This window comes from Nonomuraea mesophila (assembly GCF_004352805.1).
GTDB lineage: Bacteria > Actinomycetota > Actinomycetes > Streptosporangiales > Streptosporangiaceae > Nonomuraea > Nonomuraea longispora.
In genome coordinates this window covers 84153-106596 of record NZ_SMLD01000011.1, presented here as the reverse complement: position 1 = coordinate 106596, position 22444 = coordinate 84153, and the positions used below count along the sequence as shown (strand labels likewise).

Below are 22444 nucleotides of genomic sequence, written 5' to 3'. Positions count from 1 at the left end.
CCGGTCGTCGCCCTGTCCCCACCCAGCCGGGTCACGCCCAACTCGCGCTGATCTGTCCCGTGTCTTGCATCAGGTCCACCTCACCGCGGATCGCCGGGACGTGACACGACGTGACTGGATCTCGGCCTAGCGGTCGTCGGCCACGCTGACTCCGGCGTTGGCCGCGATGCGGCTGTTGAGCATGTACTGGCCGATGCACATGATCAGCTCGACGACCTGGCGATCGGTCAGGTGCCGGCGGACGGTGGCCAGCGTGGCGTCGCTCGCTTTGACATCTTGTACCACTTCGGCGGCGAATCGCAGCACGGCGGTCTGCGCCGGCGTGAAAGCCTCCGAGCCGTAGTCGCCGTTTTCGATCGCGTCGAGCTGGCGCGGGGACAACCCGGCATCACGGGCAGACATTCGGTGGTAGACGTACTCATAGTCCGGCGAACAGTGCCAGGTGGCCACGCAGATTCCTAGTTCGGCCACCGAAGGGTGGAGTGAGCTGTCGTAGAGCACTGCGCGGTTGAAGGCGAACCACGACTCGAAAGAGTCTGATGCGTGGGCGTAGATGTGCACGACTCCCAGTCGCCTGGGCATGCTCTCGATGATCGCGCGGACTCCCGGCGGACTCTGGGCCAGGTCGGGGTAGGGCAGGCGGGTCATGGTCATGCCTCCTTGGTGGGTTCGGCGGCGTGGCGGTGTGAGCCGTTCTCGCCGTGGATGGATGCGCGGAAGTCGGCGAAGTCCCCGCTCGGGCCTGGGGCCGTGGGCATGGCATCCAACAGGGCCTGGGTGCGGGCCTTGATGAGGTCGATTCCCGCGCGGTCGGTGTGCACGTAGAGCCGGTCCTCACGGATGGCCTCAAGCACAAGGTCGCCAACATGGTCGGGGGCCACGCCATACGTCGCGAGTGTGGCCTCCACCTTCGGGGTGAGCCGTTCGACCCGGTGCCGGGCCTTGGACAGGCCTTCGGCTCCGCCCGGTTCGGTGAACGCCCTGCACGTGCTACTGGCGATCTTGGTGGCGACCGCGCCCGGGCACAGCACGGTCACCCCGACGGGGGCGCCGGCCGCCTGTAGCTGGTTGCGGAGCGACTCCGACAGGCCGACCACCGCGTACTTGGAGGTCGAGTACATGTAGCCGACGGCGGCGACCAGGCCTGCCGCGGACGCGGTGTTGACGATGTGCGCTGGGGTGCCGCGTTCCAGCATCCGTGGCAGGAAGGTCTGGACGCCGTTGATCACCCCGCCGAGATTGATGCCCAGCGTGAGGTCCCACAAGTCGTAGGTCATGTCGTCGACGGATTCGGGGAAGACGATGCCGGCGTTGTTGCACAGCACCGAGATCGGCCCGAGGCGCCGTTCTGCCTCCGCCGCGGCCTCAGCGAAGCGGCTCCGGTCACGGACGTCGAACTCGAACGTGGCCACCTCGGGGCCGGCTCCCAGCACCACCTCGGCCGCGCGCAGTGCGTCCCGGTCGACATCGACGAGTGCCAGGCGTACGCCCTGCCCGCGCAGGGCGCGGGCGATGCCGAGCCCGATCCCCTGCGCGCCGCCGGTGATGAACGCCGCCGTTCCGGCCAGTTGATCCATGGTCGTCCCTTTTCTGGTAGATGCCGACCTTCAGTCTGCGCCGAAAAATTAGACTCTGTCAAATGTTAGTCGGTGTCTAGTAGGATGCCGAGCATGGACACCGACCCAGGACTACGCGAGCGCAAGAAGCTGCGCACCCGACGCGAACTCGCCGAAGCCGCCCTGCGCCTGTTCGCGGACCAGGGCTATGAGCCGACCACCGTGGCGCAGATCGCCGCAGCGGCGAACGTGTCACGGGCGACGTTCTTCAACTACTTCACCGACAAGGAAGACGTGCTCTTCGCTGACGCCTCCGCACACGAGGACCTCATGAAGGAGGTGCTCACCGACACCGACCGGGAGGTCACGCCTGGGCAGGCCCTCTTCCAGGCCGTGGAGCGCCTGCTCCAGGCACCCGTCTGGAGCCTGAGCCCGGAAAGCGATCTCGTCCCGGTCCGGGCACGCCTGATCGTCACGGAGCCAGCCCTGCGCGCACGGGCCCTGCTCCGCATCGCGGACATACACGCAGCATGGGCCCGCGCGCTCCACGAGGCGTTCCCCGACCGGCTAGACGAGATCGAGGCCGCCACCCTGGCCGGCACCGTGATCGGCGCGGTGCTCGGCGCCGCCGCAACCCACCTGGCCACCGGCGCCGAACACGGCTCACTGCCGGGCATCGTCCGCAAGGCCGCTGAAGCGGCCCTCGCCGGACCGCGCTCGCACCCTCAAGATCGGCCGCTCCACCGTCTATGAGGCTCGGGCCCAACGCTGAGCAGCGGCTTTGTCGTCCGGTGGCCCGTTTTCGCCATTCCGGTGGCACCCGAACCGGGTCAAGCTCCACCAGGCCGACTACGGCGACCTGGCCCGGTAGATGCTGCAAGACGTCCTCGCCGATCCCGAGTGGGCCGCCCTGATCACGCCAGTCGACCGGCGCGGCCTGACCCCGCTGTTCTGGCTGCACGTCCGCCCCTACGGCGAGGTGCCTTGACCTGAGCGCCCGGTTGAGCATCGGCGATCTCGGCTCGCTCGGCGGTGCATGAGGACAATCCGTCGCTGGGTTGCTGTTGGGATTGGACCAAGCCGCCCAGCAGTACCCCGCCCGCCATCACCGATAGCGCTCGGATCGCCGCACTGTGGCGTCTTCCTGCGCGTACTGGCGCTACTAGGGAGTCGCGCCTGGTGTGGGGGCCACGCGCTCGAGTTTGGTCCAGCCCGTCCAGCCTCGCTGCTTCAGCAGTTCGATCAGCCGGCGCGCCGGCGGCACAGTGGCGAACGCCAGCGTATCCATCAGCTTGACGAGCGGTAGCTCGATATCGATGTCGTCGACATAGTCCTCGCCCCGCTCGTCGGCCATACGCGTGAGGTAGGCGGCCAGCTTGTCGGCCAGCTCGACCAGCCGCGGGTCGTCGTCGGCTCGGTCAAGAGCCTGGCCCAGGGTGAGGTAGAAGTCGACCAGCCGCGGATCGTCGAGCTGCTCCCGCTTGCGTGCCATCCACTCCGGGACTCGCTCGGGTGAGTGCGCGGCCAGCGGGATCCAGCCGTCACGCTCGGCCTGAACGATCCGCTCGTCGACCCCGAGCGCCCGCATCCGGTCGAGATACTCGACCACTTCCGGGGGCAGGACCAGGCTGTCCCCGGAGGCGAGCCGGGCGATTCGCTCGCGGTGCCGCTGCCTCTCCCGGATCTCCGCCTGCAGCTGCCTATCGATGTCTGCGACCGCCGCGGCGAACTCCTCCTGCCCGGCCCGCAGCAGCTCCCGCACCCGCACCAGCGGAACCCCGGCCTCGGCGAGGGTCCGGATCTTGATCAGTTCGATCACGGCGCCGGCGTCGTATCTGCGGTAACCGGAGTGATCCCGGTCAGGCTCCAGCAGCAGCCCCTTGGCGTGGTAGTGCCGCACCGCACGCACCGTCACCCCCGCGTACGACGCCAGCTCGCCGATAGTCAGCATCAGACCAGTCTCCAGGAGCTGCTCAAGAGATCGCCCGACCGGATGAGCCTGATGCATCAAGAATGATCTGCGCGATGTGCGGGGCATGGGTGAAGACAAGCTGATGATCGGCGTCGAGCCAGCTGGTGGCAATGTGCGGATGCTCGCGGACAAGCCGCTCGACGCCGGCACGCCAGTTCTGGTTGAACCGCGGCGCAGGCCCTTCGCTGCTGTCGCCGGCCATCGAGGTCGACATGATCATACTGACGGGCCGGTCGATGTTCCTGTACCGGTCGAGGATCTCGGACCGGCTCACGTCGATCTCGAGGTTCAGGTCGAGAATCTCTTGGGCGCTGAGCAGCACCTGACGCGCGGTGCCCCGCTCGGCCTCCTGCTGAGTCGCCAGCTCCTCCCACATGGCGCGGAACGCCGGCAGGATTGCCTCGGTGATGAACGGTTCGGGCACCGGGTTCGCCCCGTCGATGAGAACAAGCTCGGCGACGGTGTCAGGATGCTCGGAGGCATAGTGCACGGCCAGGTCGGCGCCCAGCGAGTAGCCCACCAGCACGGGCGCTGTTGGGAGGCCGAGGTTTCCCAGCTCCGCCATCACTGCGGCGAGATCGTTGTGGAAGTCCTCGAAGGAGTACCGGTCGGCGGCCGAGGCGAGGCCATGCCCCCGCAGGTCGAAGGTCACCACGTCGTGATCGCGCCTCAGCAGCTCGATCAGCTCGCGCAGGTGGGCCTGGGTCGAGCTTAGGCCAGGGCACAGGACCAGCGGTCGTCCCTGACCGCCGCGAGACACCGGGATTGTGACGCCGTCGTGGTGGATCGTGAAGCGACGGATCGTCCTGTCGCCTCTCTCCGCCCGCTCTCCATCATTGTTGTGCTCGTCGTACAGCTCGGCGACCTCAATCGCCTTGGTTTCCGTGGTCATGCCACCATGCTGAAAGCTTGACCCTGCGTCAGGGTCAAGCGGCGCGGCAACATGACGCCCATACATCCGCGATCGCCGATTTCTGGGCCACGCCTCTGAGAGGCGCCGCCGGGGGTGTTGTCAACCGTTCGATTCTCAACACCCTGGCCGGAGCCCCCTTCACGAACCGCCGACAGCCCGCCGGAGTGTCGGAAAAACGTGTTGCGAAGTCGGAGTGTCCATCAGCTCCCACAACACCGTTTTCTCTCCACTTCCCGACATGTGACAACGCTTCCCGACGGCTCGGCTCCTGCCGCAGTCCGCCAAGCCGCCGACGACTTCCTTGGCGCCGAACCCGCGGTCCTCTCCGGAGCGCTTGTCGGCTATGCCCGGGTCTCCACCCGTGATCAACGGCTGGACCGGCAGACCCGCGCGCTCGAAGCCGCCGGCTGCATCCGCATCTTCGCCGACAAGCTGAGCGGCAAGAACACCGACCGCGAAGAGCTCACCAAGGCCCTGGACTACCTGCGGCCCGGCGACACCCTGGTCGTTCCCTCACTCGACCGGCTCGCCCGCTCCCTGGCCGACCTCATCACGATCGTCACCGAGCTGCGCCGCCGCGGCGTCGGCTTCCAGTCCCTGAAGGAAGCCCTCAACACCACCACCCCCGCTCGATGACCTCGTCGGCCAGTTCCGAGCGCCCTCGCGGGAAGCGGCCGTACTGCGTATAGAACTTCAGCAAGATCGCGAAGGCGAGGCGCGTGGCACCTCGCTTTCCGGCGATCAGATCACGCTCTTCGTCCAGGATCGTCCAGTGCTCGACCAGCTCGTCGATGTGCATCGAAGGCCCGCGGCCGCACCGGCGGCCGCCCCACCGTCGTCAACGCCGAACTCCTGAAAGCCGCCCGCGACCTACTGCCTAACCCCGACCGTTCGATCACCTCGATCGCGAAGCTGCTGGGCGTCTCGGTCGGGACGCTGTACAACCACATCCCTGACCTTCAGGAGATCCGCGCAGGACGGGGTACGGCACTCATCCAGAGAGTCTGACCTCGAAAGGTGCCTCGTTCGGGACGGATGACACCTCTTTGGCAGCATCGCGACTACCAAGATCAATCTCAGCGATAACGGCTGTACCGCTGTTCCTCGACCCCGAGGTAAGCGTGAGACCGCGACGGGCGTGCCTGCCGTACCTGAGAATGCGCTGTGAACCTGCGCCAACGCCTTTCTGACGCTGACCCCTTACGTTACTTTTGTCCGACTACGGTCGCCGTTACCTCTGGTTTCGGCTGCCCATTCCACGGGGGGAATGGGGGAACGCGCGGGGAGAGAGAGGGTTGCAGGCGCGCATGGGCGTTGTGAGAACCGGCATCAAGAGAAGGTTTCGGCTGCTGAACGAGGCGCTGCGCCCTCCACGTCAGCTGACGCCGCCGGAGACGAGCCCGATGAAGGCCTCCCGGCCGCGTCCCCCGAAGCGCACGCACGTGGTCGACTACTCGATCCCCATCCTGTCGCGGCAGGTGGACTCCCCGGTCTTCGTGATCGCCTCGGTGCGCTCCGGATCCACGCTGCTGCGCATGCTGCTCAACAGCCACTCCCGCATCCGCGCCCCGCACGAGCTGCACTTGCGCACCATCGGCGTGCAGCTGACGCCCGACTTCTCGGAGCGGTCCATGCAGGAGCTCGGGATGGACAAGGTGGAGCTGGAGCACGTGTTGTGGGACCGCATCCTGCGACTGGAGCTGGAACGCAGCGGCAAGGAGATCATCGTCGACAAGACGCCGGGCAACGTCTTCGTCTGGGAACGGCTGCACTACGCCTGGCCGAAAGCCAAGTTCCTCTTCCTGCTGCGCCACCCGGAGGGTGTGGTGTCCTCCCTGGAGAACCGCAAGGGCAACACCTCGACCCGCGAAGCGCTGGAAGCGAACGCGCTCAAGTACTTCAAGCCCTTGGACGAGGCCCGCCGCACCCTCGACGGGCTGACCCTGCGCTACGAGGAGCTCACCGCCGAACCGGAACGGGTCACCCGCGAGGTCTGCGACTACCTGGGCGTGGTATGGGAGCCGGAGATGCTCGACTACAGCAAGCACGACCAGGGCCGGTTCGTACCGAACCTGGGCGACCGCAGCGACACCATCAAGTCCGGACGGATCCAGCCCGCCCGCACCTTCGACGACACCGCCGCGCTCTCGCCCGAACTCGCCACGTACGCCAAGGCGTGGGGCTATACCTGAGCTCGCGGAAACCCGCGTGACCGGGCGGGAGGCCGTGTGACAGGATCCGACGATGACCATCGAGTTCGCCCCTTACTCCTCCGGCGACGCCGACGCGCTGGCGGACTTCCTGACGGGCAACGACTGGCCCTTCCACGCGGGCACCCAGGACGCGGAGACGGTCAGGCGGCGGGCCGAGAACGGGCTCTACTGGAACGACGAGAGCAGGACGTTCTGGGTGCTGGCCGGCGGGGAGCGCGCCGGCCTGGTGCGGCTGCAGGACCTCGCCGACGACACGCCCATGTTCGACCTGCGGATCCGCGCCGACCGGCGCGGCCAGGGCCTCGGCACGGCCGCGGTCGCGTGGCTGACCTCCTACCTCTTCACCGAGTTCGCGCACATCACGCGGATCGAGGCCACGACCCGCCAGGACAACCACGCCATGCGCGCGGCCCTGCGCAGCAACGGGTACGCCAAGGAGGCGCACTACCGCGAGGCCTGGCCGACCCCCGACGGCACCCCTTACGACTCGATCGGCTACGCCGTCCTGCGGCGCGACTGGATCTCCGGCACGGTGACGCTCCCCGACTGGCACGACGAACCCGCGACCCGGTCGAGCTGATCGACGTGCGCCCGGCGGTCCCGTATGGAAGGTAAGTGGGTGCGCCGGCTCTGGTGGGTGGGGGCTCCGGTGCTCGCGGGCATGCTGCTGGTAGCGGCCGTACGCGACGTGGTGCCCGCCTACACCGCCCAGTTCGGTTCCGGCGTCCCCGGCGTCTTCACCGCCACCGAGCACGACTGCGGCGGCCGTTCCTGTGCGTGGATCGGCTCCTTTTCCGCCGACGACGGCTCGGCGCCCCCGCGGCGCGTCACGCTGTCGACGGGCGGCGACCTGGAGCGGGTGGGCGACGCCATCCCCGCCGTGGACACCGGCAACCCGTACTTCGTCTACCCGGCGACGGGCTCCGCCGACTGGCTGCTGATCACCGTCCTCGGCATCGCGAGCATCATCACGCTCGGCGTCTGGTTGCGGGGCGTGGTCCGTGCGCTCCGCCGTGCTTTCGGGGTGTGACCGGGGGCGCCGCCTCACATTCCGGGCCGCTGCGTCGTCGAGCCGGAGAGACACCGTCCACGTCCGGAGGAACACCCCATGTCCAGCAACAAGGCGATATTCCAGCGTTTCCACGAGGCCCTCAACAGCCGCGACGCCGCGCTCATCGCGGCGACGGTCGACGAGGTCTGCCACCCTGACGTGATCTTCCACGCGCCGGTGCCGACGGGCGTGACGGGGACGCGGGCGCTCAAGGAGGTGTGGCCGGTGCTTCTCAGAGGTTTCCCCGACATCCGCGTGGAGGTCCAGGACGTGATCGCCGAAGGAGACCGGCTCGTCTCCAGGCACGTGGTCACCGGCACCCACCAGGGCGAGTTCAGGGGGCTGCCGCCGACCGGCCGCGCGGTCACGTACGACGAGATCTTCATCTTCCGCTTCGCGGACGGCCGGATCGCCGAGCTGTGGGGCGTCGTCGACGTCCTGACGCAACTGCGCCAGCTCGGCGCCGTCCCGTCCTGACGGCTACGGCAGGCCGCGCTCCGGACGGTCCACCCAGACGTACTGGCCGCTCTGGGTGACCGTCATCCCGAACCGGTCCCGGCCGGGCCCGCCCCAGCCCACCCATCGGAAGTAGGCGGCGGTCACGTCGTCCCACAGGGGCCGCTCACCCACCTGGTAGACCTCGTACTCGGTGCTGCCAGGACGCCACTTCACCGTCCCCCAGGCGCAGGGGTCGGCGGGGTCCGACAACCACAACCGGTACAGCTCGCCGTCCTCGTCCCGGTCGGCGCCGCCTTCGGAGGTCAGCCCTGTCAGCGCCGCGATGGCCAGGTCGGCGCCGGCGGGGGCGAAGGCGATCGTGCGCGGATCGATGCCGGTGGTCGAACGACGCCTGTCCTCGGACCCGCGCGGCGGCCGGTCGGCGGGGTCCCGCTGGGAACGCATCATCATGTAGTCGGCATAGTCGGCGAAGCGCCCGTGCGCCGCGCCGTCCGGCGTGACGGTCAGGCGCAGTTCGTGGCCGTCGCCGAAGCCGGGACAGTACGGCACCACGATCACCGCACCGGGCCGGCACTGCTCGATCCAGGCATGGGGAACGTCCCGGACGCCGCAGGTGACATGCACCCGGTCGTACAGGGCTCCCCGCCGGTGCCCGGCCGCGCCGTCACCGACGAGCAACAGCGGGCGGGCGCCGACGGTGCGCACGGTGGCGGCGGCCTGCCGAGCGACCTGCGGATCGACCTCGACAGAGGTCACGCTCCCGTGCTCGCCGACGAGCTGGGACAGCAGGCAGGCGTCCAGCCGGTGCCGGTGCCGATCTCCAGGACGCGGTGCCCCGGCTCGACGTCCAGCAGGTGGAGCAGACTCGCCACGGTGCTCGGCGCGGAGGCCGAGGACGTGTAGTCGCCTTCGCCCGACGTGAGGTCCGTGGCTCCGTCGTCGAGCTGGGTGACGATGCTGGTGTCGCCGTAGACGGCGTCCCACCACGTGGCGGGGTCCGTCTCGCGGTCGATGACGCGGACGTCACCATCACCGAAGAAGGCCAGCCCGACGGCCGGGGCCGTGCTTACCGCCCATCTAGCTCCCACCCACCCGCAGTCACTTAAAGTAAGACTAGGACTACGTTAAGAGTCGGGCAAGGGCGGTCAGGTGTTGCGGCGGGTGCCGGGGTCCTTCAGTGCGGCGCGGCCGGCTTCCAGGCGGGCCACCGGGATGCGGAACGGGCTGCAGGAGACGTAGTCCAGCCCCACCTCGTGGCAGAAGTGCACGGAGCCGGGGTCCCCGCCGTGTTCGCCGCAGATGCCCAGGTGCAGGTCGGGCCGGGTGGCCCTGCCCTCCTTGGCCGCGATCTCGATCAGGCGGCCGACGCCCTCACGGTCGATGGTCTCGAAGGGAGAGGTGCCGAAGATGCCGAGGTCGAGATAGCGCGAGAAGAACGACGCCTCCACGTCGTCCCTGGAGAAGCCCCAGCACATCTGGGTAAGGTCGTTCGTGCCGAAGGAGAAGAACTGCGCCGCCTCGGCGATCCTGCCCGCCGACAGCGCCGCCCTCGGGACCTCGATCATGGTGCCGATCAGGGCGTCGACGCCGGTCTCCGCGAGGATCTCGACGGCCTCCTCGCGTACGGACTCCAGCTCCTGGACGGCGGCCACCAGCGGGATCATGATCTCCGGCCGGGAGCCCGGCACCTCCTTGGCGGCCTGGGCGATGGCGCGGACCTGCATGGCGAACAGGCCGGGAATCACGAGGCCGAGGCGTACGCCGCGCAGGCCGAGCATCGGGTTCTGCTCGTGCAGGCGCTTGACGGCGGTCAGGAGCTCGCGGTCCTTGTCGGTGACGTCCGGTGACGTGGCGACCTTGACGGACAGGTCCACGATGTCGGGGAGGAACTCGTGCAGGGGAGGGTCGATGAGGCGGATGGTGACGGGATCGCCGTCCATCGCCTGAAATATGGCTGCGAAGTCGGCTTTCTGGAGGGGCTCCAGGGCGTCCAGCGCGGCCTGGCGCTCGTCGTCCGTCGACGCCAGCACCAGGTCCTCCACCAGCCGTCTGCGCTCCCCCAGGAACATGTGCTCGGTACGGCACAACCCGATCCCCTGCGCGCCGAACCGGCGGGCCCGCGCCGCGTCCTGCGGGGTGTCCACGTTGGCCCGCACGCCCAGCCGGCGGCCGGCGTCCGCGTGGCGCATGATCCGGTCGACGGCCCTGACCAGCTCGCTGCCCGGCTCGGCGCCCTCGAAGTATTCGACGACCTCCGAGTCGACCACCGGCACCTCCCCGAGGAACACCTCGCCCGTGGTCCCGTCGATGGAGATGAGGTCTCCTTCGGAGACGACCACGCCGCCCGGCGCGGTGAACCTGCACTCCTCCGTGGACACCTCCAGGTCCTCGGCCCCGCACACGCACGTCTTGCCCATGCCACGGGCGACCACGGCCGCGTGGGAGGTCTTGCCGCCGCGGCTCGTCAGGATGCCCCTGGCGGCGATCATGCCGGCCAGGTCGTCGGGGTTGGTCTCGCGCCGGACCAGGATGACGTCCTCGCCCTGCCCCGACAGCTCGATGGCCCGCTCGGAGCAGAAGACGGCCCTGCCGACGGCGGCTCCGGGCGAGGCGTTCATGCCTTTGGCGATCGTCTTCCTGTCGGCGTCCGCGTCGAAGCGCGGGAACATGAGCTGGGCCAGCTGGTCGCCGGTGACCCGGGTGACGGCCTCGTCGAGCGTGATCAGGCCCTGGTCGACGAGCTGGGTCGCGATGCAGAACGCGGCCGCCGCCGTGCGCTTGCCGACGCGCGTCTGCAACATCCAGAGCTTGCCGCGCTCGATCGTGAACTCGATGTCACACAGGTCCTTGTAGTGGTTCTCCAGGGTCTCCATGATGGCGAGCAGCTCGTCGTACGAGTGCTTGTCGAGGCGTTCGAGCTCCTGGAGCGGGATCGTGTTGCGGATGCCGGCCACCACGTCCTCGCCCTGGGCGTTCTGCAGGTAGTCGCCGTAGATGCCCTGCAGGCCCGAGCCGGGGTCGCGGGTGAAGGCGACGCCGGTGCCGGAGTCGTCACCGTAGTTACCGAAGACCATGGCCATGATGTTGACGGCGGTGCCGAGGTCGGCGGGGATACGTTCCTGGCGGCGGTAGAGGACGGCGCGTGGCGCGTTCCACGAGTCGAAGACGGCGGTGACGGCCAGGCGCATCTGCTCGCGCGGGTCGGCGGGGAAGTCGCCGCCCGTCTGCTCGCGCACGATGCCCTTGTACGTCTCCACGAGCCGCTGCAGTTCGCCCGCGTCGAGGTCGGTGTCGTGGCGCCTGCCCTTGACGGCGTCGAGCGCCCGCTCGAACAGCTCACCGTCGATCCCGAGCACGGTCTTGCCGAACATCTGGATGAGCCGGCGGTAGGAGTCCCATGCGAAACGTTCGTTGCCGCCCGCCTGCTTGGCCAGGCCGTGCACCGACTCGTCGTTGAGCCCGATGTTGAGCACCGTCTCCATCATGCCCGGCATGGAGAATTTCGCCCCGGAGCGTACGCTGACGAGCAGCGGGTCGTCGGCCTGCCCGAGTTTCCTGCCCATTCGGTTCTCGAGCGCGTCCAGATGCTCCGCGACCTCCTGCTCCAGACCTCCCGGTGTGGAGCCTTCCGCCAGGTAGTGGCGGCAGGCCTCGCTGGTGATCGTGAATCCGGGAGGAACGGGGAGCCCGAGGTTCGTCATTTCGGCGAGGTTGGCTCCCTTACCGCCGAGAAGATCCTTGAGATTCCTGTTGCCCTCGGTGAAATCGTAAACGTACTTGGCCACCACAGCTCCAATCCGACGCCTCTGCTCCGGACTCTACCGGCGAAATTGATGACGAAACTTCACCCCTTTCAATAGTTGACGTTTATGCAGGTGAACCGCCCTGGACAGGTCTAATCCAATTGTACGGACAGAAGTCGAGGAATTGGATTAGACCAATTGGTTTAAACCAATTCTTGGGAAAGGGCGCGGAAAGGAGGGAGGGCGTTGTGTCCCGGAGCACGGGGAAGGGCGCCCCTGCCGGCCGGCGACGGGGACGCCCTGCGTACGACGCTTCAGACGAGCGGGTTGTCGTCGGGCGGCGGGCCCGGCACTCCGCCGCGCGGCGGCAGGCGGAGCACGAACGTCGCGCCCTCTCCCAGTTGCGAATACACCGCCACCCGCCCCCCGTGCGACTCCACGATCTGGCGGACGATGGCCAGGCCCAGCCCGGTGTGGCGGTCGCGGCGGCTGGCCTCGCCGCGCCAGAAGCGGTCGAACACGCGCTGCTGGTCCGCCGCGCCCAGTCCGGGCCCGTCGTCGCGGACCGCCACCCACAACCAGCCGTCCGCCCGTCGCGCCGCCACGCGGATCGTGCCGCCCGGAGGTGAGAAGCGCACGGCGTTGGAGAGCAGGTTGGCCACGGCGCGGCGCAGCGCGTCGGAGTCGCCGCTCATGTCCAGGCCGGCGCCCAGGTCGCGGGTGATCCGCACGTGACGGGCCGCGGCCGGGGTGGCGTGCTCCTCGCACGCCTCCGCCACCACCCTGGCCAGGTCGAGATCGGCGTCGGCGAACGCCGTGCCCTGACGCCTCGCGCTGGCCAGCAGGTCCTCGACGAGCCTGGTCATGCGGGTGGTCGCCCGGTCCACGATGGCCACGGCCCTGGTGCGCTCCTCGTCACTGGCGTCGGGGGCGGACAGCACGGCGTCCACGTTCGCGCGGATGATCGTCAACGGGCTGCGCAGCTCATGCGAGGCGTCGTCGATGAGCTGGCGCTGCGCGCTGAACGCCTCCTCCAGCCGGTCGAGCATGGTGTCGATGGTGTCGGCCAGGTCCTTGAGCTCGTCGCGCGGCCCGTCCAGCTTGATGCGCCGGGCCAGGTCGGTCGCCTGGATCTCCTCCGTGGTGCGGGTGATCGACCTGACCGGACGCAGCACGCGGCCGGCCAGCACCCAGCCGATGCCCAGGCTGGCGAGATAGAGCCCGACGAGCGTGACCAGCGAATAGTCGCGCAGCGTGGCCAGCGTCTTGACGTTGACCGCGTTCTCGACCTCCTGGACGAAGACGACCTCCCGCCTGCCCAGGTACTGGTCCCCCGAGTAGGCCTTGGCGTACTCGGTGGTGTAGGGGCGTTGCTCGGTGGACTTCGACACGGCGACGTAGATGCCGCCGAGCACGAGCGCGGCCAGCACGAACAGCAGCCCCGAGTAGAGCACCGTGAGCCGGAAGCGGATGGTGTGGATCATGTCGGCTCCTTGAGCCGGTAGCCCCGGCTGATCACCGTCTCGATGAGGCCGTCCTCCTGCAGCTTGCGCCGCAGGTTGCCGACCGTGACGCGCACGGTGTTGGTGAACGGGTCGGCGTGCTCGTCCCAGACGTGCTCCAGCAGCTCCTCGCTGGACACCACGTGGCCCGGCCTGGTCATCAGGTAGTGCAGCACGCCGTACTCCTTGGGGGTGAGCGCCAGCGACCTGCCGTCCAGCGACACCTCGAGCCTGGCCGTGTCGATGCGCAGCCCGCCCACCTCCAGCACGGAGGTCCCGCCGCTGCTCTCCCTGCGCAGCAGCGCCCGCACCCGGGCCAGCAGCTCGGGGAAGGCGAACGGCTTGACCAGGTAGTCGTCCGCCCCCTCGTCGAGCCCTCGCACGCGATCGTCAAGCCGGTCGCGGGCGGTCACCATGATGATCCGCACCCCCTGCCCCGCCGCGCGCACGGTGCGGCAGAGCTGGAAGCCGTCGCCCCCGGGCAGGTTCAGGTCGAGCAGGACCAGGTCGTACGTGTTGACCTGCAACTTCTCGTTCGCGGACGGCGCGTCGTAGGCCACGTCCACGGCGTAACCGGCGCGGACGAGGCCCACCCGCAACGCGTCGACCAGGTCCTCCTCGTCCTCCACCACAAGCAGTCGCATGCTGTTGACCCTAATTTCGCATGATGCGTTCCGCGATGGGCGCGGCCCGGTCGATGGGGATGGCGAAACCGATCCCGATGTTCCCGCCCCCTCGCCCGGCCGCGATCGCGGTGTTCACCCCCACGACCTCACCCCGGTCGTTCACCAGCGGCCCACCCGAGTTGCCCGGGTTGATGGACGCATCCGTCTGCACGGCCGTACGCGATGCCCCGCCCAGCCGTACCTCCCTGTCCAGGGCGCTGACGATGCCCGCGGTGACCGTGCCGGACAACCCCAGCGGCGAGCCGATGGCCAGCACCCGCTCGCCCACGGACAGGTCGGACGAGCGGCCGAGGACGGCGGGTGTCAGCTCATCCGGGCGGTCGACCACCAGCACGGCCAGGTCCTCGTCATCGTCCGCGCCGACCACGCGGGCGCTCAGCCTGCGGCCGTCGTTCAGCACCACGGTCGCCAGGCTGCTCGTGCCGACCACGTGTGCGTTGGTGAGGATGTGGCCGCGTCCGTCCACCACGAAGCCGGACCCGCCGCGGCTGCCGGCCTCCACGGAGACCACGCTGGGAAGCACCCGCGCCGCCGTCGCGCTCAACCCGGTCAGACCGGACGACGGCGCGGGCGCGACCCGCGGCAGGGCCGTGACGGGGACCGGCTCGGACACCCCGGAGAGCCGGGCCCCCGCCACTCCTGCCGCCCCACCGGCGGTCGCCGCCACGAGCGCGGCGACCACCAGCAGGCGTCCTCTGGGCGCCGCCGCGCCCTGCCCGTGCCGCGCCCCCCGCACAGGCGGCTCTCCGTGCACGGGCGGGCTCTGGGCGGGCGGGCCCAGGATGGGCGGCGGCTGCGTGGGAGCCTCTCGCGGAGGCGGTGGACCCGGCACGGGCGGCGGCCCCAGGATGAGCTCCTGGGGACCGCCGAGCAGCGCCGTACGGAACTCCGGCCCGCTCGGCCGGCCGAGGCCCCTCACGGGAACCTCGAGAACCACACCATCGACGTCACCGCCGCGATCAGCCCGGACATCAGTCCCGCCGCCACGAACCACTGCCATACCTCCTGCTGCTCGGTGCGGTAGCCGACCGACGTGCCGATGTCCTCGTACACCGCCTGCAGCTCGCTGCCGCTGGCCGCCTCGTAGAACCCGCCGCCCGCCGACTCGGCCAGCCCGCGCAGCGCGGGACCGTCCACCGGCACGGGGACCTCCTGGCCGGAGAGGCTGATGGTGCCGTCCGCGGTGCCGTAGGCGATGGTGGTGACCGGGACGCCCCTCGACTGGGCCTCGGCCGCCGCGTCGTTCAGCGTGCGGCCGGTCGTGTTGGAGCCGTCCGACAGCAGCACGATGTGCGCGGGCGGCGCCTCCTCCTGCGAGTCGAGCGTGGCGATGGCCTCCAGCGAGGAGTAGACGGCCTCGCCGATGGCGGTGCCCGAGGCCGTGCCGAGCCGGTCGAGCGCGCTCAGCACCGCCTGCCGGTCCGTGGTCGGCGGCACCGCCACGGAGGCCGACGACGAGAACGACACCAGACCCAGGTTGAACCTCTCGGGCAGGCCCTCCACGAACTGCCTGGCCGCCTGCCGGGCCGCCGAGAACCGGTCGGGGCTGACGTCGGTGGCGCTCATCGACGCCGACACGTCGAACGCCACCATGATCGTGGCCCGTTCCCTCGGCACCTGCACCTCGGCCGTCGGCCGGGCGAAGCCCACGACCGCCAGCGCGAACATGAGCAGCAGCGCCGCCGCCGGGACATGCCTGCGCCATCCCGGGCTCCTCGGAGCCACCCGGTCGAGCAGGTCAAGGTTGGTGAAGCGGACGGCGTACGCGCTGCGCCGCAGCGACATGAGCACGTAGGCGACGGCGAGCAGCGCCACGGGGATGAGCAGCAGCAACCAGATGGGCGAGATCAGGCTCACGCCACATCACCTCCTGTGCCGGGTGTGCCGCCGCCTCGGGCGGGGGGCCGGGCGGGCAGCATCGGGCTCGGGGCCAGCGCGGCCAGGCGGCGCTGGCGCATGACGTGCTGGACCAGGTCACGCACCCAGTCCCGGTCCGTACGCAGCCGCAGGTGGGTGGCTCCGGCCCGGCGCAACGCCTGTGCGATGGCGTCGCGCTGCCCGGCCGCCGCCTCCGCGTACCGGCGGCGCAGCCGGGCGTTGCCGGTGGCGACCTCGCGCCGCCGTCCCGTCTCCGGGTCGATCAGCGTGAGGATCCCCACGTCCGGCAGGGTCAGCTCGCGCGGGTCGACCACCTCCACCGCCAGCACCTGGTGTCTGGCGGCGAGCCTGCGCAGCGGCGACTCCCACGTCTCGGGCGCGTCCAGGTAGTCGGACACCACCACGACGAGACCGCGCCGCCGTACGACCCGGGCCAGTTGTTCCGCCGCGACGCCGAGCAGCGGCTCGGCCACCCCGGGCGGGGTGCGCGGCAGCGCGAACGCCGCCTGCAGCAGCGCCATCAGGTGCGGCCGGCCCGTCCTGGCGGGCAGCGTCCTGACGCCGCCCCCGTGCAGCAGGTGGGTGCCGATGCGGTTGCCGGTCCGCTGGGTGAGGAAGCCGACCGCCGCCAGCGCGGACAGGGCGAGCTCCCGCTTCTCCAGCACCGTGGTCCCGAAGTCCATGCTCGCGGTGACGTCGAGCAGGGCCCACATCTCCAGCTCCCGGTCGGCGACCATATCCCGCACGTGGGGCTCGTTGGTGCGGGCGGTGACGTTCCAGTCCATCCGCCGCACGTCGTCCCCCGGCTGGTACGGGCGCGACTCCGCGGGCTCGCTCCCGGGACCTGGCACCAGCCCGAGGTGTTCGCCCTGGAGCAGTCCATCCAGCCTCCTGGTGATCGTCAGTTCGAGCCGGCGCAGCGCGGGCTCCGCGATCAGGTACGGCTTCATGCCACCGCGTCCTGCCGTACCGATTCCTGGCGCACCGCTTCCTGTTGGGGCGCGATGAGGGGCAGCGGCACGGCGGCCAGCACCCGGTCCACGATCTGCCGGGGCTCGACCCCGTCGGCCAGCGCGTCGAAGGAGAGCACCAGCCGGTGCGCCATCACGTCGTGCGCCAGGTCGCGTACGTCCTCAGGCAGCACGTAGTCGCGCCCCCTCAGAAGCGCCAGCGCCCTGGCGGCCGACAGCAGGCCGAGCGTGGCCCTGGGGCTGGCCCCGAACGCCAGCAGCCGGCGTACGTCCTGCACCCCGTACCGGTCGGGGTCGCGGGTGGCGTAGACGAGGCGGACGGCGTACTCGGCGATGGCGTGGTGCACGAAGACCTCTTCGGCCCGCCGCTGCAGCGCGAGAACCTGCGCCGGGTCGAGGACGGCGTTCGGCGCGGGCGGGTCCACGCTCATGCGGTAGACGATCGCCAGCTCCTCCGATTCGCTGGGATAGCCCACGTCGATCTTCATGAGGAAGCGGTCGCGCTGCGCCTCGGGCAGGTGGTAGACGCCTTCCGACTCGATGGGGTTCTGGGTGGCCAGCACCAGGAACGGCCTCGGCACGTCGTGGGTGACGCCGCCGATGCTGACCTGCCGCTCGGCCATGATCTCCAGCAGGGCGGACTGCACCTTGGCGGGCGCCCGGTTGATCTCGTCGGCGAGCAGCAGGTTCACCATGACGGGGCCCAGCTCGATGTCGAACGACTCGGTCGACGGCCGGTAGATGCGCGTGCCGATGATGTCGGACGGCACCAGGTCGGGCGTGAACTGGATGCGGGCGAACGTCCCTCCGACCACGTTCGCCGTGGTCTCGGCGGCCAGCGTCTTGGCGATGCCCGGCACACCTTCGAGCAGGCAGTGCCCCTTGGCGATGACCGCGACGAGCAGCCGCTCGACCATGTGGTCCTGGCCGACGATCACCCGCTTGACCTCGAAGAGCGCGCGTTCGAGCAGTGCGGGGTCGATCATGGCTGCACGACCTTGTCGGGGCAGTCGTCCACGACCAGCCGCAGTTCCAGCGCCGTCGGCTCAGGTTCGGCGAACGCGGCACTCCCCGTCATGAGCACAGCGCCCGCGGCGAGCAGCACAAGAGCGAAACGTGATGTACGCATGGTTACCCTCGTCCCTCGTATGGCCGTTTATCGGCTTAGAGGGCATGTCATCAGGCAACCGCGAAAACCCGCGTAACCCCCGCCTTTACACGATTTTTCGGTGAGGCAGGCCGGTCACGAATGACCACGGAGCCGGGTGAACATGCGCGCGTCACGGCGGCGCGGCGGTGAGGCGGAGGAGCGTCTCCCTGGAGGGCCGCGGCGCGCGGCGGCGGGTGGGGCCCAGGCGGCCTGCCGTAAGAACAACACCGCCCACCCGCACGCGCGCCGCACTACGACGACCCCACAAACCCGCCACCAAGCACCCGAACGGTACGCACGAGGACAACCACACCAGCCCGTCGTTAACACGTACGCACGAGAAGCTACGGCACCCACGCAGACCCGTCGCACGCGAACACACGCACGCCCACTACCGCACCACACAAGCCCGTCACCAACAGGCACGCAGGAGAGCTACGGCACCCACGCGGACCCGTCGCACGCCCATCGCGGACGCCGAACTACGGCACCGCACAAGGGCCCGGTCAGTCGTTCAGGTGCTGGCGGAGGTAGGCGTCGACGCCGTCGATGGAGATGCGCTCCTGGGCCATGGAGTCGCGCTCGCGGATGGTCACCGCGTTGTCCTCCAGGGTGTCGAAGTCGACGGTGATGCAGAACGGCGTGCCGATCTCGTCCTGGCGGCGGTAGCGGCGGCCGATGGCGCCGGCGTCGTCGAACTCGACGTTCCACCGGCGGCGCAGCTGCGCGGCCAGGTCGCGTGCCTTCGGCGACAGGTCGGCGTTGCGCGAGAGCGGCAGCACCGCGGCCTTGACCGGGGCGAGCCGGTGGTCGAGCCGCATGACCGTGCGCTTCTCCATGACGCCCTTGGCGTTGGGCGCTTCGTCCTCGCTGTAGGCGTCGATCAGGAACGTCAGCGTGGCCCGGTCGACGCCGGCGGCCGGCTCGATGACGTAGGGGACGTAGCGCTCCCCGCTGTCCTGCTCGAAGAAGCTGAGGTCGGCGCCGGACGCCTTGGCGTGGGCGGTGAGGTCGAAGTCGGTGCGGTTGGCGATGCCTTCGAGCTCACCCCACTCGGAGCCGACGAAGTTGAAGCGGTATTCGACGTCGACGGTGCGCTTGGAGTAGTGGGACAACTTCTCCTGCGGGTGCTCGTAGAGGCGCAGGTTGTCCTTGTTGATGCCGAGGTCGGAGTACCACCGGAAGCGCTCGTCGATCCAGTATTGGTGCCACTCCTCGTCGGTGCCGGGCTTGACGAAGAACTCCATCTCCATCTGCTCGAACTCGCGGGTGCGGAAGATGAAGTTGCCCGGCGTGATCTCGTTGCGGAACGACTTGCCGACCTGGCCGATGCCGAACGGGATCTTCTTGCGGGCCGACTGCTGCACGTTGAGATAGTTGATGAAGATGCCCTGCGCGGTCTCGGGCCGCAGCCAGGCCAGGCCCGACTCGTCCTCGACGGGGCCGAGGTAGGTCTTGAGCAGGCCGCTGAACTGCCGGGGCTCGGTGAAGGTGCCCTTGTTGCCGCAGTTGGGGCAGGTGATGTCGGCCAGGCCGCCCTCGGGCGCCTTGCCGTTCTTCTCCTCGTAGGCCTCGACGAGGTGGTCGGCCCTGAAACGCTTGTGGCAGGACAGGCACTCGGTCAGCGGGTCGGTGAAGGTGTCGACGTGGCCGCTGGCCCGCCACACCTCGGGCGCCAGGATGACGCAGGAGTCGAGGCCCACCACGTCGTCGCGCGACTGGACCATCGACAGCCACCACTGCCGCTTGACGTTGTTCTTCAGCTCGACGCCCAGTGGACCGTAGTCCCACGACGCGCGCAGTCCGCCGTAGATCTCGCTCGACGGGTAGACGAGCCCGCGGCGCTTGGCGAGGCTGACGATGGTGTCCAGGACGTCGGTGCGTCGTGCCATGTTGGTTGGTTCTCTTTCCGGCTGGAGGTCGGCGAGTGAATTCGGTGAGATCCCAGCTTAGGGGACGCTCGAACGCCTTCGCGCGCGAGTATTGTTACGCGCCGTCCCGAACGTGAACGTCCTCATATGCGCTGGGTTCGTTGACCATGAGGATCATCAGCGGATACATCGCCATCCGGGCGGCGGAGAGCGCTCGGCGGTAGAAGCCGGCGCCCTCCCACTCGCTGATCAGCGCCCACAGGTTGGGCTCGTCGACCGATCGGGCCAGCCGGCCGCGGCGGTAGCCCGGCTGGCCGGCGAGCAGGTCGAGGATGGCGTGGCCCTGTTTGACGAAGTCCTGCGACTGGGACTCTGGAACGGAGTATCGGATCACAGCGAGCACGCGACCAGCCTAGAGGCCCCGTCCAGGAGCGCCGCTCCGCGCGACACGCGTAGGCTCTTCCCGTGACCCCGGACAGTGAGCGCGGCGGCAAGCGCACAGGCAGGCAGGGCGGCAAGCGTGCGGTCCCGCAGGGTGAGCAGTTCTTCACGCCGGGCGCGAGCGGGCTGCGCAAGGCCGTCGAGCAGCGCAGCGCCGTGCCGATGACGTTCCTGTTCACGCAGGTGCCCCGGTGGGTGGCGCCGGCGGTGATGGTGATCCTGCTGCTGGCGGGGTTCGCCGTGACCAATCCGCTGGGCGGCGTGGCCGTGCTGCCGGTGATCGCGTTCATCGGGTGGCTGGCCTATCTGTCCTGGCCGTCGCTGACCGTCGGCGGGAAGCTGCTGCGGGTCGTCATGCTGACCTTTCTCGTCCTGCTCGCGGCGACCCGCTTCGGCGCCTTCTGAGGGTTCGCCTCAGGCTTCTGGCTCCGTTCCTGACACGCGGTCCCGTTCCGGGCGCGTCTCAGGGCAGGCCGGCGCGGTCTCAGGGCAGAAGTGTGTAGTGCGGGAAGTTGCCCGGCAGGCGTTCGCCGTCGGGGCCGCTCGTGGCGGCGCGCACCAGCAGCTCGCCGCCGACGAACGCGCCGCGCCACGACGCGCCGAGCCCGCCGAACAGTTCCTCGCGGTCGCCGCGCGAGCGGGGTGTGTTGTGGCCCACCTTGAACGCCCGCACCTGGGGCGCGAGGCGGTGGAAGGTCTCCTCCTCGCCGCAGGAGAGGGTGGCGACGAGGGCGCCGTTGCTGGCGTTCATGGCGGCCAGCAGCTCGGCCTCCGTGTCCACCAGGACGATCGTGTCGACGGGGCCGAACGGCTCGGCGTGGTGCAGGGGTGAGGACGGGGGCGGGTTGAGGATCGCGGTCGGGGCAAAGTATGCCGAAATATCCTGCCCCGGCAGGAAATGTCCGGACTCGATGGCCGCGCGGTGGACCGGCACGCCGCCCCGCGCCACGGCCTCGTCCACCTGGTCGGCCAGCTCCTTGGCCTTCGAGGCGTTGATCAGCGGGCCGAAGGCCAGCTCCGGCAGCGGGTCGTCCGGCTCGGCCACCGCGAGCGGATGGCCGAAGCGCAGCGATCCCACGGCCGACAGGTACGCCCCCAGGAACTCGGGGAACGCCGACCGCTGCACCACGAACCGCGGATAGGCCGTGCACCGCTGCTTGGCGTAGTCGAACGACGCCCGGATCTGCCTCGTGAGCAGGTCCCAGTCGCCGTACTCCCACACTCCCCAGCAGTTCAGCCCCTCCTGCTCCAGCACGTGCCGGCGCCCGAGGTCGGCCAGCGAGGTCGCCACCTTGGCCCCCGCGTCCCTGCCGCCCACGAACGACACGCAGCCCAGCGCGCGCCCGGCCACCAGCACCGGCGACAGCTCGGCCCCTCCCCCGCTGACCAGCGTGAACGGCAGCCCTTCCCGCACGGCCAGCGCGCAGGCCAGCGTGAGGCAGCACAACCCGCCGTCCGTGGGCGTCTTGGCGATCACCGCGTTGCCGGCCAGCGCCTGCACCAGCATGGCGTGCATGAGCACGCTCATCGGATAGTTCCAGCTCGCGATGTTGCTGACCGGGCCGGGCAGCGGCGTGCGTCCCGCGACCATGCGGTCGATCTCGTCGAGGTACCAGCGCACGCCGTCCAGGCAGCGGTCCACGTCGGCGCAGGCCGTCTTCCACGGCTTGCCGATCTCCCAGACCAGCAGCAGGGCGAGCAGGTCGCGGTGCGCGGCCATGGACTCGACGGCCGCCGTGACCATCGCCTTGCGCTCGGCCATCGGCAGGTAGCGCCACCGGTTGTGCTCCTCCACCGCGCCGGCCACCGCCCGCGCGGCCCCGGCGCGGTCGAGCCGGGGCAGGCCGGCGATGGCGGTGCCGTCGAGCGGCGAGAACCCCGGCACGGGACGACCGTCACGGCGCCACATGCCGCCCCAGTGGTTCAGTACGCGGTCGTCGTGGAAGGCCTCCGGGGCCGCCGCGCAGCATCGGTCATAGGCGTCCTGCCAGGCCGTACCCGGTTTGAGCTGCATGAGAGCTCCTCTCAGTCGGACCGG

Annotated in this window: 23 protein-coding genes and 1 pseudogene; 7 read left to right on the top strand and 17 right to left on the bottom strand. The window is 69.7% G+C overall.

Annotated features, from left to right (window positions below):
* Positions 1-126 precede the first annotated feature (126 nt).
* Both E1295_RS06885 and E1295_RS06880 read right to left on the bottom strand, forming a co-directional pair.
* The gene (locus E1295_RS06885) at positions 127-654 is read right to left on the bottom strand and encodes a carboxymuconolactone decarboxylase family protein (protein ID WP_132628825.1); all 528 of its coding nucleotides are present in this window, start codon (positions 652-654) and stop codon (positions 127-129) included.
* A complete protein-coding gene (locus E1295_RS06880) occupies positions 651-1577 on the bottom strand; it encodes an SDR family NAD(P)-dependent oxidoreductase (protein ID WP_132628824.1) in 927 nt (308 codons plus the stop codon). The genes E1295_RS06885 and E1295_RS06880 overlap by 4 nt, the downstream gene beginning before the upstream one ends.
* A gap of 93 nt (positions 1578-1670) precedes the next feature.
* Between E1295_RS06880 and E1295_RS06875 the strand changes: the two genes are divergently transcribed.
* Entirely contained in the window at positions 1671-2309 is a 639-nt protein-coding gene (locus E1295_RS06875) for a TetR/AcrR family transcriptional regulator (RefSeq protein WP_166427111.1), read from the top strand.
* Between the two features lie 409 nt (positions 2310-2718).
* On the opposite strand, the gene E1295_RS06870 is transcribed toward E1295_RS06875, so the two are convergent.
* Together E1295_RS06870 and E1295_RS06865 are read right to left on the bottom strand one after the other, a co-directional pair.
* Positions 2719-3507, bottom strand: a complete 789-nt coding sequence (locus tag E1295_RS06870) for a MerR family transcriptional regulator (RefSeq protein ID WP_132628822.1) — start codon at positions 3505-3507, stop codon at positions 2719-2721.
* 22 nt (positions 3508-3529) lie between these two features.
* Positions 3530-4420, bottom strand: a complete 891-nt coding sequence (locus tag E1295_RS06865) for an alpha/beta fold hydrolase (RefSeq protein ID WP_132628821.1) — start codon at positions 4418-4420, stop codon at positions 3530-3532.
* Between the two features lie 261 nt (positions 4421-4681).
* Here E1295_RS06865 and E1295_RS50715 point away from each other — a divergent pair, with 261 nt between their 5' ends.
* Positions 4682-5077, top strand: a complete 396-nt coding sequence (locus tag E1295_RS50715) for a recombinase family protein (protein WP_132628820.1) — start codon at positions 4682-4684, stop codon at positions 5075-5077.
* Here the strand turns inward: E1295_RS50715 and E1295_RS50710 are convergent.
* On the bottom strand, positions 5052-5240 hold the full coding sequence (locus E1295_RS50710; protein ID WP_132628819.1) for a DUF4158 domain-containing protein: 189 nt from the start codon (positions 5238-5240) through the stop codon (positions 5052-5054). The genes E1295_RS50715 and E1295_RS50710 overlap by 26 nt on opposite strands.
* Before the next feature lie 508 nt (positions 5241-5748).
* Here E1295_RS50710 and E1295_RS06850 point away from each other — a divergent pair.
* The 4 genes from E1295_RS06850 to E1295_RS06835 all read left to right on the top strand — a co-directional run bounded on the left by E1295_RS06850 (position 5749) and on the right by E1295_RS06835 (position 8182).
* Positions 5749-6633, top strand: coding sequence for a sulfotransferase family protein (locus tag E1295_RS06850; RefSeq protein WP_132628818.1), 885 nt, complete (start codon positions 5749-5751; stop codon positions 6631-6633).
* A gap of 52 nt (positions 6634-6685) precedes the next feature.
* Entirely contained in the window at positions 6686-7234 is a 549-nt protein-coding gene (locus tag E1295_RS06845; protein WP_132628817.1) for a GNAT family N-acetyltransferase, read from the top strand.
* 39 nt (positions 7235-7273) lie between these two features.
* The gene (locus E1295_RS06840) at positions 7274-7684 is read left to right on the top strand and encodes a hypothetical protein (protein WP_132628816.1); all 411 of its coding nucleotides are present in this window, start codon (positions 7274-7276) and stop codon (positions 7682-7684) included.
* 78 nt (positions 7685-7762) lie between these two features.
* Positions 7763-8182: an ester cyclase gene (locus E1295_RS06835; RefSeq protein WP_132628815.1), complete on the top strand. Its 420-nt coding sequence runs from the start codon at positions 7763-7765 to the stop codon at positions 8180-8182.
* Positions 8183-8185: 3 nt separating this feature from the next.
* Here the strand turns inward: E1295_RS06835 and E1295_RS06830 are convergent.
* The 11 genes and pseudogenes from E1295_RS06830 to E1295_RS06780 form a co-directional block, all read right to left on the bottom strand.
* Positions 8186-9036: pseudogene (locus tag E1295_RS06830) on the bottom strand (methyltransferase domain-containing protein).
* Between the two features lie 273 nt (positions 9037-9309).
* Complete coding sequence (ppdK, locus tag E1295_RS06820) at positions 9310-11949, bottom strand: pyruvate, phosphate dikinase (RefSeq protein WP_132628812.1); 2640 nt, start codon at positions 11947-11949, stop codon at positions 9310-9312.
* Between the two features lie 272 nt (positions 11950-12221).
* Positions 12222-13391, bottom strand: a complete 1170-nt coding sequence (locus E1295_RS06815) for a HAMP domain-containing sensor histidine kinase (protein ID WP_132628811.1) — start codon at positions 13389-13391, stop codon at positions 12222-12224.
* Positions 13388-14053 carry a response regulator transcription factor gene (locus E1295_RS06810; RefSeq protein WP_166427108.1) on the bottom strand — a complete coding sequence of 222 codons (666 nt, stop codon included), beginning with the start codon at positions 14051-14053 and terminating at the stop codon, positions 13388-13390. The genes E1295_RS06815 and E1295_RS06810 overlap by 4 nt, the downstream gene beginning before the upstream one ends.
* Before the next feature lie 10 nt (positions 14054-14063).
* Complete coding sequence (locus E1295_RS06805; protein ID WP_220448569.1) at positions 14064-15014, bottom strand: S1C family serine protease; 951 nt, start codon at positions 15012-15014, stop codon at positions 14064-14066.
* Positions 15011-15952, bottom strand: a complete 942-nt coding sequence (locus E1295_RS06800) for a VWA domain-containing protein (protein ID WP_132628809.1) — start codon at positions 15950-15952, stop codon at positions 15011-15013. Before E1295_RS06800 ends, E1295_RS06805 begins: the two co-directional genes overlap by 4 nt.
* Positions 15949-16923 (bottom strand): DUF58 domain-containing protein, encoded by a 975-nt coding sequence (locus tag E1295_RS06795; RefSeq protein ID WP_132628808.1) that lies wholly within the window; start codon positions 16921-16923, stop codon positions 15949-15951. Before E1295_RS06795 ends, E1295_RS06800 begins: the two co-directional genes overlap by 4 nt.
* Complete coding sequence (locus tag E1295_RS06790) at positions 16920-17930, bottom strand: AAA family ATPase (RefSeq protein ID WP_132628807.1); 1011 nt, start codon at positions 17928-17930, stop codon at positions 16920-16922. Before E1295_RS06790 ends, E1295_RS06795 begins: the two co-directional genes overlap by 4 nt.
* Entirely contained in the window at positions 17927-18073 is a 147-nt protein-coding gene (locus E1295_RS48535) for a hypothetical protein (protein ID WP_165974692.1), read from the bottom strand. Before E1295_RS48535 ends, E1295_RS06790 begins: the two co-directional genes overlap by 4 nt.
* 527 nt (positions 18074-18600) lie before the next feature.
* The gene (locus E1295_RS06785) at positions 18601-19986 is read right to left on the bottom strand and encodes a glycine--tRNA ligase (RefSeq protein WP_181957964.1); all 1386 of its coding nucleotides are present in this window, start codon (positions 19984-19986) and stop codon (positions 18601-18603) included.
* Positions 19987-20080: 94 nt separating this feature from the next.
* Positions 20081-20368, bottom strand: a complete 288-nt coding sequence (locus E1295_RS06780; RefSeq protein WP_132628806.1) for an antibiotic biosynthesis monooxygenase family protein — start codon at positions 20366-20368, stop codon at positions 20081-20083.
* Positions 20369-20430: 62 nt separating this feature from the next.
* Between E1295_RS06780 and E1295_RS06775 the strand changes: the two genes are divergently transcribed.
* A complete protein-coding gene (locus E1295_RS06775; RefSeq protein WP_132628805.1) occupies positions 20431-20811 on the top strand; it encodes a DUF6703 family protein in 381 nt (126 codons plus the stop codon).
* 79 nt (positions 20812-20890) lie between these two features.
* Here E1295_RS06775 and E1295_RS06770 read toward each other — a convergent pair whose 3' ends face one another.
* On the bottom strand, positions 20891-22420 hold the full coding sequence (locus E1295_RS06770) for an aldehyde dehydrogenase family protein (protein WP_132628804.1): 1530 nt from the start codon (positions 22418-22420) through the stop codon (positions 20891-20893).
* Positions 22421-22444: the final 24 nt, after the last annotated feature.

What these genes read in the sequence shown, in the direction of transcription:
- E1295_RS06770 (WP_132628804.1), bottom strand. Translation starts at nt 22,420, where the DNA reads ATGCAGCTCAAACCGGGTACGGCCTGGCAGGACGCCTATGACCGATGC.
- E1295_RS06795 (WP_132628808.1), bottom strand. Translation starts at nt 16,923, where the DNA reads ATGAAGCCGTACCTGATCGCGGAGCCCGCGCTGCGCCGGCTCGAACTG.
- E1295_RS06885 (WP_132628825.1), bottom strand. Translation starts at nt 654, where the DNA reads ATGACCATGACCCGCCTGCCCTACCCCGACCTGGCCCAGAGTCCGCCG.
- E1295_RS06845 (WP_132628817.1), top strand. Translation starts at nt 6,686, where the DNA reads ATGACCATCGAGTTCGCCCCTTACTCCTCCGGCGACGCCGACGCGCTG.
- E1295_RS06790 (WP_132628807.1), bottom strand. Translation starts at nt 17,930, where the DNA reads ATGATCGACCCCGCACTGCTCGAACGCGCGCTCTTCGAGGTCAAGCGG.
- E1295_RS06880 (WP_132628824.1), bottom strand. Translation starts at nt 1,577, where the DNA reads ATGGATCAACTGGCCGGAACGGCGGCGTTCATCACCGGCGGCGCGCAG.
- E1295_RS06785 (WP_181957964.1), bottom strand. Translation starts at nt 19,986, where the DNA reads ATGGCACGACGCACCGACGTCCTGGACACCATCGTCAGCCTCGCCAAG.
- E1295_RS06835 (WP_132628815.1), top strand. Translation starts at nt 7,763, where the DNA reads ATGTCCAGCAACAAGGCGATATTCCAGCGTTTCCACGAGGCCCTCAAC.
- E1295_RS06810 (WP_166427108.1), bottom strand. Translation starts at nt 14,053, where the DNA reads ATGCGACTGCTTGTGGTGGAGGACGAGGAGGACCTGGTCGACGCGTTG.
- E1295_RS06870 (WP_132628822.1), bottom strand. Translation starts at nt 3,507, where the DNA reads ATGCTGACTATCGGCGAGCTGGCGTCGTACGCGGGGGTGACGGTGCGT.
- E1295_RS06865 (WP_132628821.1), bottom strand. Translation starts at nt 4,420, where the DNA reads ATGACCACGGAAACCAAGGCGATTGAGGTCGCCGAGCTGTACGACGAG.
- E1295_RS06850 (WP_132628818.1), top strand. Translation starts at nt 5,749, where the DNA reads ATGGGCGTTGTGAGAACCGGCATCAAGAGAAGGTTTCGGCTGCTGAAC.
- E1295_RS06875 (WP_166427111.1), top strand. Translation starts at nt 1,671, where the DNA reads ATGGACACCGACCCAGGACTACGCGAGCGCAAGAAGCTGCGCACCCGA.
- E1295_RS06815 (WP_132628811.1), bottom strand. Translation starts at nt 13,391, where the DNA reads ATGATCCACACCATCCGCTTCCGGCTCACGGTGCTCTACTCGGGGCTG.
- E1295_RS50710 (WP_132628819.1), bottom strand. Translation starts at nt 5,240, where the DNA reads ATGCACATCGACGAGCTGGTCGAGCACTGGACGATCCTGGACGAAGAG.
- E1295_RS48535 (WP_165974692.1), bottom strand. Translation starts at nt 18,073, where the DNA reads ATGCGTACATCACGTTTCGCTCTTGTGCTGCTCGCCGCGGGCGCTGTG.